Genomic DNA, 16,659 nt, shown 5'->3' with positions numbered 1-16,659 from the left:
TAATAGGCATGTCAGATACTCAGCAACCATGGAAACGCGTCAATGAGAAACTGCAGCAGGTGCTGCAGCAATACCAGGTGCTGCAAAAGGACAATGACCGGCTGTCAAAAGAGTTGAAGGAACTGAAAGCAAAGGATGCATTGCAGGCCAAAAAGATCGAAGAACTGGAAATCAAGATGGCGGCTTTAAAAACAGCGACAGGCCAGCTTGACGAAGCGGACAGGAAAGAATTGGACAAACGCCTGCATCTCTACATCCGGGAAATAGACCGGTGTATTGCCATGCTGAGTCAATAAGATCAATTAGTTATACGCGTTTCACTAAACGCATTTTCATTTCATCTTCTCCTTGTGAAAGCTCTAAAGTGTAGATGCCATATGGTAGATCGTTGAGGCCCTTCCAGGTAACGGTATTGTCCCCTTTGGGAACACTGGCCTCCAGGCGGCTGCATTCATCGCCTTTTTCGTCTCGTAAAATGGCTCTTAGGCTGGAACGGATCGGTGCTACTAATTCGAGTGTCAGGACATCGATGAAGATGGACGACTTTACTTTTGCAAACATAGTTCGCTTGGTTTTGGTGACGTAATCATAGAATACGGGCTCATAATTTCCTTAACATCCAAAACGATCCATTAGTGTCCAAAGTGTACCAGATATCCAATTGTTAATTCTGTGTGGATAAATATAGAATACTCTTTTCAAATTTGCAAGCAATGGAAGAATTAATTCCGATAAATGTAGTGATTGGCGATAGAACCTACCGGATTCGCATCGCGCCCCCCGATGAAGAAGTGGTTCGAAAGACCATTAAGCTCATCAACGACAAGATCATTGAGTTCAAAACCCAGTTTGCCGGCAAAGACATGCAGGATTATGTAGCCATGGTGGTTCTTTGGTATGCCACACAACAAAAAGCGGCCGGAGACCAGCCGCTTATAATAAGTGAAGCAGATAAACAATTGCAATCCATGGAAAAGATCCTCGACCGGATCCTCCAGGGCTAGCTCCCCCCTACTTCTTCGTCACGCCTTCGTCCATATTCAACTTCATGGTAAAAGGAGCCGATTGACCAGCTACATCCATAGTGCCTGTAGCATCCAGCAACACATTGCGCTTCTTAATAATACCGGTTGCTACTTCCATAGCAAAGGTTCCTTTGGAAGTACCTTGAATACTGAGGTTAATCGTCATACCATTATTTTCAGTTTCCCCTGTTTGGGTTACCGTTCCATCCATGCTCACCGTAGCTTCATCCCCTTTAATGTCAAGTACTTTATAGTTGGTAACCGCTTTGCCTTCTTTCGATACAGTAGAGTCAATCCAGGTATCACCTACTTTCAGGGCTTTTTCAGGCAGGTTGGCGATCAGGTCATAACTGCTGCCGGGCTTGTTACTCGCACTGGTCAAACCACCCGTCATACCCATAAAACCACCTGCTTTAGGACCACCACCGGTAGTATCATCACTTGTAGTAATGAATCCCTTCGAATTGATCGTGATATTGCTCGTTTTACCGACCATTTCTGCCATCTTCTGCCCCATTTCATTGGGAGCCCCATCTTTCTTATCTGAATCATAGCTCATCTCCTGTCCCATACCGCTCATAGAGGTTACTACCCGTTTTACGGTGCTGGCAATAGCATAATCCTTATCCGTTGCATTCTTTACTTCTACCAGCGAGGTGATCGTATTGTTATTATTCATATCAATACTCTGACCCATCATTTCCATAGCAAAGGTCATCTTGATAGTAGATACCCGCTCCAGTTGCTGACCCTTTGCAAATACAGCCTTACGGCTCAGCGACTGGCCATTCACAAAAACAACAGATAAAGCCAAGGGAATAAAAAGCAGTTTTTTCATAAATCTCAATTATTATAAAGTATTTGTAGCCAATTTGGCTGCGATATTACAACCGGACGGTGAATTATATATGAACAGTTGCATTGGCCGCCTGTTTCCAACCTCAGAAATAGCCGAAAGCCAGTAATTACGTGGTTGTTTTTCTCCCGACTTCCGTCTTCCGGTCTTCCTACTTCTGTATTCTGGATTCTATATTCTGTATTCTAATTAAACAACTCCGCCAGCTTCTTCTGCAGGTCTTCCCCACGCAGGTTCTTGCCAATGATCTTACCCTGAGGATCGAGCAGGAAATTCTGCGGAATGGCCTGTATACCATACTGAACAGCTACCGCATTTTTCCAGAACTGAAGGTCCGATACATGCGTCCAGGTGAGCTTATCGTCATGGATCGCTTTGATCCACTTTTCCTTGGCAGTAGGTTGATCCAGCGAAACGCCCAGTACATGGAAGCCTTTCTCCTTATATTTATTAAAGGCAGCTACCACATTGGGGTTTTCCATGCGGCAGGGACCGCACCAGCTGGCCCAGAAATCGATCAGCACATACTTTCCCTTAAAAGAAGAAAGGTGTACCGGGTTACCAAGCGTATCATTCTGCGTGAAATCCATGGCAAAACGGCCAACACCTGTTTTCTTGGCAATCTCGATCCGCTCTTTCATCTCCTTGCCCGCCTTAGAACCTTGTACCTCTTTCGGCAACAGGTTAAATACAGGCTCCGCCTTTTCAGGCTTGATATCGTACCCGGCAAATTGCTGGAAGGCGTAAAAAGCAACCGGAGACTTCGGATTGGCCTTCACATAGCTGCCATACACCTTGTCGTTCATCTCATCATATACCGCATCTATCTCGGCATCCAGTTTGGCAGCTTCTTCTTTCTTACCGGCCTTATTGGCCTCACTATAAGCTTTGGACAATTCCCTGCGACGGTCATTAAAGGGCTTCGTCTGGTCGCCCAGCTTTACAAATTCCTCATGGGCTTTGGAACCTGTTACTACCAGGTTGCTAAAGGAGTCCACACTATTAATAGTTATATCACCGCTTTGCAGAAAAACTGTCGCAAAATCCCTTTGCATGGGCCTTCTTTTGGCAGATTCCGACCCCGCCGGGTATTTTACCCGGAGGTTGGCCATTGTAGCCGAAGTCAGCTGGCCCGAAAAAGTATACTGACCGTCCTTTACCTGCACGCTGTCAGATTTACGATCCCCATTAACCGCATAGGAGATATAGACCCATTCAATCGGTTCGCCCGCCTGGGCCACACTGCCTTTAATTGTAAATTGCTGAGCATAGGATTGGGTGGCCAGCAGCAGTCCGGCCCCTGCAAATAGTAGATATTTCATTGTAAGAGGTTTTGAGTGGTGAACATCACAATATTAAAGAATAAATAGCTTTTTCTGTTCCCACCCATCATCCAAAATGACAATGCCGTAGTTTTTTATACAGTTTTCATCCAACCGGCGTTCTGAACAGAAATTATGCAAATAGGTTCACCGTCCAAAAAATGCTTGGTTAATTTCCGTACTTTCGCACATTAGCGTCTCACGTATGGACAATATACTATACATAGAGAGGAAGCATAATATGGTAGAACAATCTAAACTTTTAAAACACAATGGATCCGAACGCATTAACCTATATAATTGGAGGAGTTGGACTACTGGCAGGCATCATAGCAGGAAAGTTCATCTTTGCTAAAAACACCCAGAAACAGATAGACGAGGCAGAACAACAAGCCAAAAAACTGCTCGCCGACGCCCAAACCCAGGCCGAAACTGTCAAACAACAAAAACAATTAGAGTCCAAAGAACGATTCCTTCAACTCAAAAGTGAGCACGAAAAAGAGGTTGGAGAACGCAACCGTAAACTGGTTGATTCAGAGAACAGGGTTCGCCAGAAAGAACAAACCATCAACCAGAAGGTAGACCAGCTGGACAAACAGGTAAAGGAGAACGAAGCCATCAAGGAAAACCTGAACCGCCAGATCGAAGTCGTTAACCTCAAGCGCAATGAACTGGAAAAACACCAGGAGGAACATATCCGCCGCCTGGAAAAAATAGCCGGTCTCACCGCCGATGAAGCCAAAAAGCAATTGGTAGAAAGCCTCAAACAGGAAGCTACCACCCAGGCCCTGGCCCTCCAGCAGGAGATCATCGACGATGCCAAGCAAAAGGCCAATAAAGAAGCCCGCAAGATCATCATCCAGTCTATACAACGTACTGCCGCAGAACAGGCGATCGAAAACTCCATCACCGTATTCAACCTCGAAAGTGATGAGATCAAAGGACAGATCATCGGCCGCGAAGGTCGTAATATCAGGGCCATCGAAGCCGCTACCGGCGTAGACCTGATCGTGGATGACACCCCCGAGGCCATCATCCTGTCTTCTTTCGACCCCCTGCGTCGTGAAATTGCCCGTTTAAGCCTTACCAGGCTCGTTACCGACGGCCGTATCCACCCCGCCCGTATCGAGGAGATCGTGGAAAAGACCCGTCGCCAGATCGAAGAGCAGGTAATGGAGATCGGAGAACGTACCGTTATCGAACTCGGCATCCATGGCTTGCACAAAGAACTGGTACGTATCGTAGGTAAAATGCGTTTCCGCTCCTCGTACGGCCAGAACTTGTTGATGCACAGCCGTGAAGTAGCCAACCTGTGCGGTATTATGGCTGCAGAACTGGGCCTCAATCCCAAACTGGCCAAACGTGCCGGTCTCCTCCACGATATTGGTAAAGTGCCTGATGAAGAATCTGAACTGAGCCACGCCCTCCTCGGAGCCAAGCTGGCCGAAAAATATGGCGAAAATCCAGCCGTAGTGAATGCCATCGGCGCTCACCACGATGAAATGGAAATGCAATACGTGATCTCCCCCATCGTGCAGGCCTGCGACGCCATCAGCGGCGCACGACCCGGTGCCCGTCGTGAGATCATGCAGCAATACCTCCAGCGTATCAAGGACCTGGAAAACCTCGCGTTGGCCTATCAGGGTGTTGAAAAAGCCTACGCTATTCAGGCTGGCCGCGAATTGCGCGTGATTGTAGAGGCTGACAAGGTAACCGATGCGGATTCCGACAAGCTTTCTTTCGAGATTGCCCAAAAGATCCAAACCGAAATGACCTTCCCCGGCCAGATCAAGGTAACCGTGATCCGCGAAAAACGGTCCGTGAACGTAGCCAGGTAAAAGTCAATACCACAGAGCCGGTAGTCAGGAAGGCTCAAAAACAGGAATTTAGAATCTTTTTATAAACAGGATATCAGCGCAAAACGTACGAAATTCAAAATAATTCGGAATCTTAAATGCTAAATCCGGAATTTTCTGTTACCTTTGCCCTCCTTAAAATTTGAATGTCATGAACGCAGCAGTTCAATTCGTACAAGAGCAGTTAATCGGTAAAAAAGAGTTCCCGAAATTTAAAGCGGGTGACAACATTACCGTTAATTATAAGATTATTGAAGGTGGTAAAGAACGTATCCAGGGGTTCCGTGGAGATGTGATCAAGCGTCAGGGTACTGGTGGTACTGCTACGTTCACTGTACGGAAGATCTCTGATGGTGTAGGTGTTGAAAGGACCTTCCCCATTTTCTCTCCCAATATTGAATCAATCGAACTGAACAAGTCCGGTCGCGTACGCCGCGCCAAGCTGTTCTTCCAACGCGAACGTAGCGGTAAGAGCGCACGTATCAAGGAAAAACGCCAGGCCGTTGTAGCGAAAGCTTAGTATTCAGCTCATTACAACTTATAAAAAAAGCGGAAGCCTTACTGGTTTCCGCTTTTTTTATCCTTTTTCCCTGTCAGCTACGTATATAATTAATATATACCAGGGGAAACTATCTGAAATAAGTAACGCACGGACCATTCAATAGTAATTGTAAATCGCGGCAGCAATCTGAAATTACATGCTAAATCCGGAATCCCCGGCACTTTGTTAACCGCAAGTAAAATACCTTATTTGGCCAGTACTTATAGGTAATTTGTATTGACGAATATGCGTTTTACCTATGAAAAGATGTAATTTCGTTTTTCAATCTAAAATAAAAGAGTACCATGCTTGTAGCTAAAAATTTCCTGATGATCTCGATGCCAGGTGGTATGGAGTGGGTGTTGATCATTTTGGCTGTACTGATCCTGTTTGGTGGCCGTAAGATCCCTGAATTCATGAGAGGTATCGGTAAAGGTATCCGTGAATTCAATGATGCCAAAAGCAATGTGAAGAAAGAGATCGAAGAAGGCATGCAAGAAAAGGATAAAAAAGCTCCTTCTTCCCCTGCTCAATAACTCACTTCCTTAACGGGGATTTCAAACCGATTTGTTCTCTCAAAGCCGGCACCAGGATTTGTTTACCTTCTCTTCAATAACCCAATACCATGCTGATCTGCTGAATGGCGCTACCACTTGCGTAGCCGCTGTGCAGCATTTTTTGCATAATATCGAACAGAAGCGCCACCTGAATGCCTACCTCCAGGTCTACGACCAGGAGGCTTTGCAGTTAGCAGCCAGGTTGGATGAAGATCGTGCAGCAGGTAAACCCCTGGGAAAGCTCCATGGTGTAGTAATAGCCTTGAAAGATGTTATCTGCTACAAAGACCATCCCGTTTCCGCAGCTTCCCGGATCCTGCAAAACTTCACCTCCGTTTACAATGCTACCGCCGTTGAGCGCCTCCTCGCAGAAGGAGCCATTATTATTGGCAATACCAACTGCGATGAGTTTGCCATGGGTTCTACCAACGAAAATTCAGCCTATGGCAAGGTATTGAATGCCCTGGATGAAACCCGGGTGCCCGGAGGTTCCTCCGGAGGTTCTGCAGTAGCCGTTCAGGCAGCCCTTTGTATGGTGAGCCTGGGAAGCGAGACCGGCGGCTCTGTACGCCAGCCAGCCGATTTCTGCGGCATCATAGGCTTTAAGCCTACCTACGGCCGCATCTCCCGCTATGGCCTGATAGCCTACGCCTCCTCCTTCGACCAGATCGGTATTTTCGCCGCCAATGTACCCGATGTAGCCCTTACCCTCGAAGTAATAGCCGGGCCTGACGATTACGACAGCACCGTTGCTGACGTTGAAGTACCCGCTTATTCTACTGCAACCAATTCACTACCAGCCACTTTAAAGATTGCTTATTTCAAAGAAGCACTCGAAAGCCCGGCCCTGGACAATGAAATAAGGGACAATATCTTTAGCCTCATCGATAGGCTCAGGGCCGACGGACATACCGTAGAACCCGTCAATTTTGAGTACCTGGACTACATCGTCCCTACCTATTATGTACTCACCACCGCCGAAGCTTCCTCCAACCTTGCCCGCTTCGATGGGGTCAAATATGGCTTCCGGACCCCTAATGTGGATAAAAACCTGGCGTTAACAGATTTTTATAAGTCCAGCCGATCTGACGGTTTTGGCTGGGAAGTCAAGCGTCGTATAATGCTCGGCACCTTCGTTTTGAGCGCGGGTTATTACGATGCCTATTTTACGAAGGCCCAACAAGTAAGACAACTACTTGTAGAAAAGACGAATATGGTATTCAACCAGTTCGACGCCCTCCTTTTACCCACCGCCCCCTCCCCCGCCTTCAAGCTGGGCGAAAAAATGGATGACCCCATCGCCATGTACCTGGCTGACATTTTTACAGTTTTTTCCAACCTAACCGGCATTCCCGGCATCTCAATCCCGCTTTTTTGGCACAGTAATGGCATGCCTTATGGGCTGCAGATTATGACAAACCGATTTCGCGAATTATATTTGCTCCAGCTATCCAATCAGTGGATGAAGCAGTATAGGTTCGCCGGTTCACAAGAAAGACCCTAATAAGCGACTCCCGGCGTCATAATTTGTACTGCACCCTTTTCCTTCTATCCTATCAAAGACGATCCTGTTCCTATTTAAAACATCATCCGTTTAATCCATACCTGAGAGTCGGCATTGTTGTGCTAAAAAAACGATGATGAAAAGAAAGCTAGTTTTCGCCAGCATTTTTAGTCTGGTGTGGTTACTAATGGCATTTGACACAGGTGGTAAGAAAAAAGCTACCTCCAACCAAAAGCCGGCAGCCAAATCAACACGGGCCTCAAAAGTAAAGGCTACTATTGTACTTAATGACACCATTCAGTCTCCCGCAAAGTCAGATTCCCTGGCCGACCCGGGTTTCAACTCCCTCTTCGAAGCCAATTCGAACGTGCGGTTGAATCCCCGTGCCATCACTTTTGTGCAGGACTACATGGAAAAGAACACTGAAGACCTCCTGGAAATCAAAGAATGGGGTCGTCCGTACTTTAATATGATGGAAAACATCCTGAATAAGTATGGTCTGCCTACCGAGTTGAAATACCTCGCCGTTATTGAATCCAGACTGAAGCGTTCCGCTGTTTCCTGGGCAGGCGCCGTAGGCCCCTGGCAGTTAATGCCGGCCACAGCCCGTATTTTGGGATTAAAAGTGAGCCGTAGCCACGATGAGCGTACCGACTACTTTAAAAGTACCCATGCAGCCGCCAAATACCTGAAAGATCTCTATACCGAGTTTGGCGACTGGTTACTGGTGATCGCTGCCTATAATGGTGGTCCCGGCAACGTATACAGCGCCATCCGCAAAAGCGGCAGCCGCAACTTCTGGAACCTGCAGTATTACCTGCCGGCCGAATCCCGGACCCACGTTAAGAAGTTTATTGGCACGCATTATATATTTGAAGGTCAGGGTAGTGTGACTACCTTAACCAAAGCAGAAGCTACTGAACAAATGGGTGTAACAGCTACTTACCTTCTGAAAAGGAACATCACCACCCAGGAGCTCAGCGAAGCCAAAAGTGTAACCGTGTCCGGCAAATACCAGTCAGCCGTCATTGCCCGTCACATCTCTATGGATCCGGCTGTTTTTAACAGGTACAATCCTGACTTTGATAAAAAGATGGCCAGTGCAGACAATGCTTACGAGCTGAAACTGCCTGCCGATAAAATGGACCTTTTCCAGGCCAACAAATACACCATCCTGAACGAATCAGTTCAGTTACTGCTCAGCGGTGCTACCGTAGCAGCCAAAGAAAGCAAATAACAGAACGCTTTATAGACCAAAGGGTGGGTCACCATAAAGTGGCCCACCCTTTTTCATGTCGTATAGCCTATGCACCCAATACTTTCTTGATCGCCGCAGCTTTCAACAGGCATTCTTCATATTCCCCCTCCGGATCACTGTAAAAAGTAATGCCCGATCCCGCCTGGAAAGAAAGATATCCGGTGTCCCCATTGTAGAGGATGCTGCGGATCACCACATTAAAATCAAAATCTTCTTCAGGGGTTATGTATCCTACAGAGCCGGAAAATATGCCCCGCCTTGTTTTCTCATACTTTTCAATCAATTCCATCACCCTTCGCTTCGGGGCACCCGTCATAGACCCCATCGGGAAAGTATGCCGCAGGGCATCCATAAAATGAACATCTTCCCGCAGTTGGCCACTCACCGTAGAGATCATCTGGTGCACCTGCGGAAAACTATAAATGCCAAACAGTTCATCCACCTGCACACTCCCTTCCGTACACACTTTGGAGAGGTCATTGCGCACCAGGTCAACCACCATTACATTCTCCGACCGGTCCTTGGCACTGTGGTACAACTGCTCCCTGTTCCTCACATCCGCCTCCTGGTTGGCAGTATCCCTTTGCCAGGTACCCTTGATCGGTTGAGAGAACAGCCGGTCACCCTCTTTTTTCAGGTAGCGTTCCGGGCTGGCACATACCAGGTAACGGTTGTTCATTTTATAATAAGCCGCAAAAGGATTGGGCGAAGCTTTACCCAGGGACAGGCATACCGATAACGGATCGATCACTGCATCAGTAGCATAAAACTCCTGGCAGTAATTGATCTCGTAACAGTCTCCCCGTAAAATATGTTGTTGCAGATCACGGATCACCTGCAGGTATTCATCCCGCTCAAGCCTTGGATGAATAACCAATCCTTCCTGCCTGGTCTTTACTACCGGTACCGCGGTCGCCATAATTTCCTGGTATACCTTGTCATGGTCAGCACCCAGCGAACCAATACTTATAGTATCCCCACTCAACTGGATGATCACTTCCGGTACATAGAAAAACAGGTCGGGAAACCCTATGCCATCGGAATGCTCACTGACCAATGGCTCCAGCCCATTTTTCAGGTCATACCCCAAATGACCGAACAACCAATCGCCATGCTTTTCATAAAAAGTCCTTAACTGAGGAAATACATCAGCGCCTGCCTGTAATTGTAGAGAATGGATAGAACCTGCTGCCAGCAGGCATTCGAAGCGTTGGAGAGAAGAGGGATATTGCTGGCTGTCCAAGAAACAACAAATGTTGAACTGGTTGCACCAGTTCAACATTTGCAATTTGATTTGCTGAAAATCTTTTATCGGGAATGAAGTAAAACTTCTGTTCACACCTGCACTAGCGCCTCAGCATCGCTGTTAATTAAAAATCGTCTTCTTCATCGTCGAATCCACGATCATTAAAGAGGTCCATGTCCTTGAATTCGTCATCAAGGCCAAGATCATCTTCATCTTTTCCGGCTTTTTTGCCGGCACCTGAGCCACTGCCACTGCTGGAGCCAGCCTTCTTGGTCTTTGACTTGGGCAAGTCAAACTCTTCGAAATCAGGATCCCATTCCTCTTCTTCTTCAGGCTTATCCCAATCATCTACCTCATCTTCCCCGTCCTCGTCATCATCATCGTCATCATCCTCGTCACTCTTTTTAGAGGATGCCTTAGCTCCCTTTTTAGAGGCTTTGGGTGTTGTTTCTGTATCATCATCCTCAAGGTCTTCATCATCCTCATCTTCCTCTTTCTTAGGTTTAGATGAGGCTTTTTTAGGAGTTTCCTTAGAAGACTTTGGTGCAGGGCTTCCGCCGGTCTTTTTTTCTTTGTCAGATTTTGCTGCCATTGTCTGGTAAGATTATGCTGTAAATTTCAGCGAAGTTTTTAATTCGCCAAACTTTTTTATTAAAAAATTTTACTGATCAAAATACTACTCAAGTTACTTATAATAAAACCACAAACTTCAACTCGCCACTATGATTTGTGTCAACTATTATTTCCGGTTTTACCATACATAAGTAAGATACATCCCGTTCTCTAAGAAACAAATATTTCACCAGAAATACTAAATTTCTATTAATTGATCCCGGCCAGGTCCATTGGAAATATAAGCCACTTTTACGCCCAGGTAATCATTGATAAAAGATACATAATCTTTCATTACACCTGGCAGTTCGGCAGCCGATTTCATGGCTGTAACATCCTGTTTCCAGCCTTTAAAGGACTTCCATTCAGGCTCAATAGCTACCCTGGTCATCTGGAAAGGAACCTGGTTTGTCTTTTCCCCGTTAACCACGTAGGAAGTACACACTTTTAACTCATCAAAGGCATCCAGTACATCCGCCTTGGTCATCACCAGTTTGGTAACACCATTCACCATACAGGCAAAATTCAAAGCTACCAGGTCAATCCAGCCACAACGGCGTGGACGTCCGGTAGTAGCACCAAATTCGTTGCCGATCCGGCGCAGTTCTTCACCCATGTTATCATGCAGCTCAGTAGGGAAAGGACCACTGCCTACACGGGTACAATAGGCCTTTGTAACACCTATTACATCCTTGATCTTTTGAGGAGCTACACCCAGACCGGTACATACGCCGGCAGAAATGGTATTGGAGGAGGTCACAAACGGGAAAGTGCCAAAATCTACATCCAGCATACTGCCCTGCGCACCTTCTGCCAGCACTTTCTTGCCCTGGCTTATCTTGTCATTGATGAAATACTCACCATTTACGATCTTGAACTGGCGCATAAACTCCAGTGCATCAAAAAACTCCTCTTCCCAGGCTGAAATATCTTCATGAAAATTCATGCTGTCCAGCAGTTTCTGGTGCTTCAGGCGCAGTTTAATGTATTGGGTAGTAAAGCTTTTATCCAGCAGGTCACCCACACGCAGGCCATTACGGCCTGTTTTATCCATGTAAGCCGGTCCAATACCTTTTAAGGTAGAACCGATCTTCTCATTGCCTTTCTGTAACTCTGAAGCCTTGTCCAGCGCCCTGTGTGTAGGCAGGATCAGGTGCGTTCTTTCAGAGATGTATAAGTTCTTGCGAAAGTCAACACCAAAGGAATTAACTGTCTCACATTCCCTGCGCAGCGTTACTGCATCCAATACAACACCATTCCCGATCAGGTTGGTAGTATTCTCATGGAATATCCCGGAAGGGATCTGGTGTAGTACTACTTTCTTATCATTTACATACAGGGTATGACCCGCATTGGGACCTCCCTGAAAGCGGGCTATTACATCGTAGAAAGGAGCAAAATAATCCACAATTTTCCCTTTGCCTTCATCGCCCCACTGAAGACCTAATAAAACATCAACCATCTATCTGAGTATTTGTATGATTTGCTGAACCCGCTAAGCAACGGGAGGGCAAAAATAGGCGAATGTGTTAAAAGCGGGAAATAAAAAACCTGACAGATTTAAGACAGTTACAAGCTATATTTCTGCAAACTGTCTAAACCTGTCAGGCTTCTAATTACCAACTACTTAGTTCTCTGTCAATGGCCGCGGGAACTTATCCCATACATCATCGCCAACCCTGTCGATCGGCAGTTGGTTCAGGCGGTTATACCTCCGCATATCCACCCAGCGATGCCCCTCAAAAAATAAGGAGTACCTGCGTTGGAACAACATTTCAGTAATAAGGGCAGCCTGCGTGATACTCCCTGCATAAGGTGTCAGGTTATGCCCTAATCTGATCCGGTTCAACGCCACAACAGCATCCGGGATCTGATTGAGCTGCAATTTGGCTTCTGCATAGAGCAGGATCAGCTCTTCATTCCTTACAATACCAATCGGATCAGTAGCACTTTTAAACACCCACACATCCCGGTTACTGGTCAACCCACTGCTGGAAAGCGAATTGGTACGCAAAGTGGCTTTCGATATCCTGTCATCTCCCCCTATAATATCAGTAACATAGCTGGGATGAGCCAACCTTACCTCTCCACCCCTGTTCTGAGGGAAATAGGCTGCATTTACCTGATCATTCGGCCCGGTTGAATAAACCATTTTGACCCCCAGATCAAAAGCACCATTCAAATCAAAATAAGATTCATTCAGCGCTGTCAGCACAGCAGGCCACAACTGGCGGTAAGCAGCTACCCTCGCCGCTATAGCACGGTTGAATTTTATTAACCCAGCAGTCGTATTAAATCCGGCAAAACCACTCGACAGCGCAAACTGCACAGTGGCGCCAGTGAGATCCGTTTTGGCTTCATCCAGCAAATCTGCAATCGCCTGCAAGGATGCGGGGTAATCCAAAAACGGGCCCGGATTTTCGGGATCTGCTACATCCAATCGTACACCGTTGGTATAGGTCAGGTTCAGGTTCAATAACAACTGATAAGCTTTGATCGTCTTGGCAAAACCCAGGTATCCCTTTTTAGTAGTTGCCGGAATAGCTACCGTGGTAGTATTGGTAGCGGTGATCAATAGATCACAATTCTTCACAACCCGGTAGCGGGCATTCCAGTTATTGGTCAGGTAAAAAGCGTTATTGTCGAGTACATTGGTTCCAGACCCCAACAGATCCGTTACATACCGGGGGTCTGAACTGGAAAAGCGGTACATCTCCCGCCCTATCATGCCTACTACCTCCAGGTACAGTTCCATATTATTGCGTAAACCGGATTCAGTACCTATTACCAGGTTATCCAATTGTGGCTTGGTGGCATTGTTTAGATAATCCTCAATGATCGGGTTATTCAGGTTGCCGATCTCTTTTTTGCAGGAGGTGAATAATACCAGCCCACAAAAAAAGACCATGATATTAATGATGACTATTTTTTTCATACTTCTTTTTTTGTAATTAAAAATCAACTGCCAGGTGGAAGGTGGCCCGCTTGGAAGCCGGGAATGGCATTACATCCACATTGCTGGAGAAACCAGTTCCGAAGTTGGATACTTCCGGATCATAGTTCCTGTAATTGGTTTTAGTAAAATAATTGTTGGCAGAAATGCCCAGGCGAAGCCCCTTAATAAAACTGGCCGGCATATTGATGAAAGTGTAATACAAGCCAACCTCTCTCAACCGCAGGTAACCTGCTTCCTGTACAAAATTCCTGGCCGATCCCGCTAAGTAATCATTAACGCGCTGAACACCATTCACTACACCATTCCCATCATCATCCTTGTCGAAGTCGGGACTGGTGCCCCCAAGATCTGTCAGGAACTCAGACAGGTTCAGGTTATCGCCTTTATACTTCCAGTGCAGCAGGAAACGAAGACTGAAGTTTTTGAGGAACGTCACTTCATTGAAGAAATTCATCTGGAACTTAGGCTCTGTATCACCCAGCTTATGCGTGCCATTTGCGCCATCCTTTCCTACGATCTGCGTAGCAGTAGCCCCCTTTTCTATCCTGAATATACCAAGTCCCGTAGAAAAAGCACCCACTTCCACAGGATCAACATCCAGCTTGGTAACCTTCGAACGGTTCATCCAGAAATTGACCGTGGTTGTCCAACGTACATCCCTGGTGGCTATAGGCTGCGCATTCACACTGATCTCTATACCACGGTTACGCAGGTCGCCCGCATTGATCCATTGCGTACTGAAGCCGCTGGAGCCCGCCACCGGACGTTGCAACAGGAAGCCAGTAATAGTTTTGTTGTAAAAAGTCAATTCAAAGTTGAGCCTGCTGTTCAGTACGCTGAAGTCAAGTCCGGCTTCCAGTTCAGCTGTTCTTTCTGGTTTAATGCCTGTATTACCCCGTATGGTGCTTACCAGTGTACCGAGCAAACCGCCGGTATTGGCAACGACCATTGAATTGAACTTACTGCCAAAAACGGGGAAATTACCTGCCTGACCATAAGCCGCTCTTATCTTCAGGTTATCAAACAAATTGCCATTCCAGAAACCCATGCGGGTGAGGTTCCAGGATAAGCCCGCTTTGGGATAAATAAAGTATTTATCCGGATCACCATTGTTGGTCGACCTGTCAAAACGAATGCCCGCTGTAAGCATAACCGCATCGGCTATGCTGGCCTCCTCCTGCACAAAGATGCCATTGTCCTGGTTCTTGTTGCGGAGCTGTATAGCCGTCAGTGCGCCGGCCATATTTACATTGGACTGGCCGCCCACCAGGTGGGTAGCAATGTTCAGTATGTTATCGAAATTACCGTTCTCCTGGGTAATACCTGCCGAAGTAGTTAAACTTAGATTAGTGGATGGTGTAAAATTATTTACAACCGACAGGATTAAATTGGAGCTCAAACTTTTGGCGAACCCTTGTGCCACCGTACCCTCATTGATCTCCTGAAACTGCAACGTGTTGGGGAAAAGAGCAAAGGTTTTCAGATTATAAAAATCAACACCGCCACGCCCAATAAAACGGGTAGTTGAGCTGGCTGATTTTTGAAAAATAGCATCTATATTGATGCCGGTGATAAAACGGTTTACCCCTTCATTATTCGATGCCAGGGCGATTGTTTCCAGTGGATTGGAAGCTCCGTACTTATTACGTGGAAAGTTGCCGTTGGCATCGGGGTGCAATTCTGTAAAGCTGGGCGTAGATGATAAGGCCACGCCATAGGAAACAGAATTATTATCATTGTTTGTTATACCACGGTCCGCCGATGAATTGATATAGTTCGTCGATATCCCGATCTTGATATTATCACTGATCCGGTGATCTACGTTCAACCGGAGGCTATTGCTCCGGAAGCCCGTATTCTTTACAATACCATCTTCATTTTTTTGGGAGGCAGAAAAATAAAAACTTGTTTTATCTGTACCACCCGTCACACTCACACTGGTATTACGGGTAAGTCCCGTTTCCCCATAAATATCTTTTTCATAATCGTATATCTTGCCTGCGGCCACTGCTGCATTGTATTCGGCCACATCCCATCCCTGGTCGGCCACTATTTTAGAAGTGAGTGAGCGCGTGCCCAGCAGTTTCCTGACCTTCACAAAACCAATATCCTGCGCAAAGCTGATCTTTGTTTTGCCTTGCTTGCCACGCTTGGTAGTGATCAGCACCACACCCGCAGCGGCCTTCGACCCATAGATAGCAGCAGCTGATGCCCCTTTTAGTATTTCAATATTCTCAATATCATCTGCCCGCAGGTCGGCTACACGGCTGGATGGATTGTCCTGGTTGCTGGTCGCTGCATTTCTGACCGCGCCTGTTACAAATGTCAACCCTGCCGAGGTGGCTGTATTATCGATGAATACCCCATCCACCACATAAAGCGGCTGTGTATTGCCGAAGACCGACGTAACGCCCCGCAGCTTGACAGAGATACCACCACCGGGAGCGCCTGAGTTGGCATTAATATAAGCACCCGTTATTTTACCATTCAACGCTGCATCAAACGTCTGTGCCGGTGCAGTACCACTCAGCTCTTTACTGGAAATGGTAGCTACCGCATTGGCCAGGTTCCTTCTTTTTACGCTGGTGGCAAGGCCCGTTACGATTACCTCATCCAACTTGCCCACATCGTCTGCCAACTGAATGGACAAACTGGAGTTGGCCGCACTTACCTGTAGGGTCTGCGATTTAAAACTGATCGCCGAGATCTCCAACGTTCCTCCCGTACCGGGGATCGTGAAGCTGAATTTTCCATTGGCGTCTGAGGATGTTCCAAGGTTGGAATTTTTGAGTCTGATAGAAGCGCCCGGAATTGTTTTTCCGGAAGCATCTGTAACGGTGCCAGTCACCGCTACCTGCGCCCATAATAGGACAGGTAGTGCAGCGGTCATGAACACAAGCAATGCTTGTTTCAAAAATTGTCTCAT

15 protein-coding genes are annotated in these 16,659 nt (G+C 46.7%); 7 read left to right on the top strand and 8 right to left on the bottom strand.

Annotated elements, in window-relative coordinates; all coding sequences use genetic code 11:
- The first annotated feature begins 8 nt into the window (after nt 1–8).
- Nucleotides 9–296 carry a hypothetical protein gene (locus D3H65_RS27255; protein WP_119053329.1) on the top strand — a complete coding sequence of 96 codons (288 nt, stop codon included), beginning with the start codon at nt 9–11 and terminating at the stop codon, nt 294–296.
- 10 nt (nt 297–306) lie between these two features.
- Here D3H65_RS27255 and D3H65_RS27250 read toward each other — a convergent pair whose 3' ends face one another.
- Nucleotides 307–561: a hypothetical protein gene (locus D3H65_RS27250; protein ID WP_119053328.1), complete on the bottom strand. Its 255-nt coding sequence runs from the start codon at nt 559–561 to the stop codon at nt 307–309.
- A gap of 152 nt (nt 562–713) precedes the next feature.
- On the opposite strand from D3H65_RS27250, the gene D3H65_RS27245 reads away from it, so the two are divergent.
- A complete protein-coding gene (locus D3H65_RS27245) occupies nt 714–1,004 on the top strand; it encodes a cell division protein ZapA (protein ID WP_119053327.1) in 291 nt (96 codons plus the stop codon).
- A gap of 7 nt (nt 1,005–1,011) precedes the next feature.
- Here the strand turns inward: D3H65_RS27245 and D3H65_RS27240 are convergent, their stop codons facing one another.
- Together D3H65_RS27240 and D3H65_RS27235 are read right to left on the bottom strand one after the other, a co-directional pair.
- On the bottom strand, nt 1,012–1,863 hold the full coding sequence (locus D3H65_RS27240) for a DUF6263 family protein (protein WP_119053326.1): 852 nt from the start codon (nt 1,861–1,863) through the stop codon (nt 1,012–1,014).
- 203 nt (nt 1,864–2,066) lie between these two features.
- Complete coding sequence (locus D3H65_RS27235) at nt 2,067–3,203, bottom strand: TlpA disulfide reductase family protein (RefSeq protein WP_119053325.1); 1,137 nt, start codon at nt 3,201–3,203, stop codon at nt 2,067–2,069.
- Between the two features lie 272 nt (nt 3,204–3,475).
- On the opposite strand from D3H65_RS27235, the gene rny reads away from it, so the two are divergent.
- The 5 genes from rny to D3H65_RS27210 all read left to right on the top strand — a co-directional run bounded on the left by rny (nt 3,476) and on the right by D3H65_RS27210 (nt 8,898).
- The gene (gene rny, locus D3H65_RS27230) at nt 3,476–5,041 is read left to right on the top strand and encodes a ribonuclease Y (RefSeq protein WP_119053324.1); all 1,566 of its coding nucleotides are present in this window, start codon (nt 3,476–3,478) and stop codon (nt 5,039–5,041) included.
- Between the two features lie 169 nt (nt 5,042–5,210).
- A complete protein-coding gene (rplS, locus tag D3H65_RS27225) occupies nt 5,211–5,579 on the top strand; it encodes a 50S ribosomal protein L19 (RefSeq protein ID WP_119053323.1) in 369 nt (122 codons plus the stop codon).
- Nucleotides 5,580–5,905: 326 nt separating this feature from the next.
- Complete coding sequence (locus tag D3H65_RS27220; RefSeq protein ID WP_245999603.1) at nt 5,906–6,136, top strand: Sec-independent protein translocase subunit TatA/TatB; 231 nt, start codon at nt 5,906–5,908, stop codon at nt 6,134–6,136.
- Between the two features lie 58 nt (nt 6,137–6,194).
- Complete coding sequence (gene gatA / locus D3H65_RS27215) at nt 6,195–7,661, top strand: Asp-tRNA(Asn)/Glu-tRNA(Gln) amidotransferase subunit GatA (protein ID WP_119053322.1); 1,467 nt, start codon at nt 6,195–6,197, stop codon at nt 7,659–7,661.
- A 136-nt stretch (nt 7,662–7,797) separates the two neighbouring features.
- A complete protein-coding gene (locus D3H65_RS27210) occupies nt 7,798–8,898 on the top strand; it encodes a lytic transglycosylase domain-containing protein (RefSeq protein ID WP_162915837.1) in 1,101 nt (366 codons plus the stop codon).
- A gap of 67 nt (nt 8,899–8,965) precedes the next feature.
- Here D3H65_RS27210 and D3H65_RS27205 read toward each other — a convergent pair whose 3' ends face one another.
- The 5 genes from D3H65_RS27205 to D3H65_RS27185 form a co-directional block, all read right to left on the bottom strand.
- Entirely contained in the window at nt 8,966–10,201 is a 1,236-nt protein-coding gene (locus D3H65_RS27205) for an anthranilate synthase component I family protein (RefSeq protein WP_162915836.1), read from the bottom strand.
- Between the two features lie 88 nt (nt 10,202–10,289).
- Nucleotides 10,290–10,757: a hypothetical protein gene (locus tag D3H65_RS33085; RefSeq protein ID WP_162915835.1), complete on the bottom strand. Its 468-nt coding sequence runs from the start codon at nt 10,755–10,757 to the stop codon at nt 10,290–10,292.
- Between the two features lie 219 nt (nt 10,758–10,976).
- Nucleotides 10,977–12,239 (bottom strand): adenylosuccinate synthase, encoded by a 1,263-nt coding sequence (locus D3H65_RS27195; protein WP_119053318.1) that lies wholly within the window; start codon nt 12,237–12,239, stop codon nt 10,977–10,979.
- 165 nt (nt 12,240–12,404) lie between these two features.
- Nucleotides 12,405–13,712 carry a RagB/SusD family nutrient uptake outer membrane protein gene (locus D3H65_RS27190; RefSeq protein WP_119053317.1) on the bottom strand — a complete coding sequence of 436 codons (1,308 nt, stop codon included), beginning with the start codon at nt 13,710–13,712 and terminating at the stop codon, nt 12,405–12,407.
- Nucleotides 13,713–13,728: 16 nt separating this feature from the next.
- Nucleotides 13,729–16,659: a SusC/RagA family TonB-linked outer membrane protein gene (locus tag D3H65_RS27185; protein WP_119053316.1), complete on the bottom strand. Its 2,931-nt coding sequence runs from the start codon at nt 16,657–16,659 to the stop codon at nt 13,729–13,731.

The sequence above is a fragment of the Paraflavitalea soli genome (assembly GCF_003555545.1).
Lineage (GTDB): Bacteria > Bacteroidota > Bacteroidia > Chitinophagales > Chitinophagaceae > Paraflavitalea > Paraflavitalea soli.
This window is presented reverse-complemented; position numbering and strand designations above follow the sequence as displayed.

Coding starts and splice junctions, on each gene's coding strand:
- D3H65_RS27210 (WP_162915837.1), top strand. CDS start 7,798: ATGAAAAGAAAGCTAGTTTTCGCCAGCATTTTTAGTCTGGTGTGGTTA.
- D3H65_RS27245 (WP_119053327.1), top strand. CDS start 714: ATGGAAGAATTAATTCCGATAAATGTAGTGATTGGCGATAGAACCTAC.
- D3H65_RS27195 (WP_119053318.1), bottom strand. CDS start 12,239: ATGGTTGATGTTTTATTAGGTCTTCAGTGGGGCGATGAAGGCAAAGGG.
- D3H65_RS27190 (WP_119053317.1), bottom strand. CDS start 13,712: ATGAAAAAAATAGTCATCATTAATATCATGGTCTTTTTTTGTGGGCTG.
- D3H65_RS27205 (WP_162915836.1), bottom strand. CDS start 10,201: ATGTTGAACTGGTGCAACCAGTTCAACATTTGTTGTTTCTTGGACAGC.
- D3H65_RS27250 (WP_119053328.1), bottom strand. CDS start 561: ATGTTTGCAAAAGTAAAGTCGTCCATCTTCATCGATGTCCTGACACTC.
- D3H65_RS27235 (WP_119053325.1), bottom strand. CDS start 3,203: ATGAAATATCTACTATTTGCAGGGGCCGGACTGCTGCTGGCCACCCAA.
- rplS (WP_119053323.1), top strand. CDS start 5,211: ATGAACGCAGCAGTTCAATTCGTACAAGAGCAGTTAATCGGTAAAAAA.
- D3H65_RS27255 (WP_119053329.1), top strand. CDS start 9: ATGTCAGATACTCAGCAACCATGGAAACGCGTCAATGAGAAACTGCAG.
- rny (WP_119053324.1), top strand. CDS start 3,476: ATGGATCCGAACGCATTAACCTATATAATTGGAGGAGTTGGACTACTG.
- D3H65_RS33085 (WP_162915835.1), bottom strand. CDS start 10,757: ATGGCAGCAAAATCTGACAAAGAAAAAAAGACCGGCGGAAGCCCTGCA.
- D3H65_RS27220 (WP_245999603.1), top strand. CDS start 5,906: ATGCTTGTAGCTAAAAATTTCCTGATGATCTCGATGCCAGGTGGTATG.
- D3H65_RS27240 (WP_119053326.1), bottom strand. CDS start 1,863: ATGAAAAAACTGCTTTTTATTCCCTTGGCTTTATCTGTTGTTTTTGTG.
- D3H65_RS27185 (WP_119053316.1), bottom strand. CDS start 16,659: ATGAGACAATTTTTGAAACAAGCATTGCTTGTGTTCATGACCGCTGCA.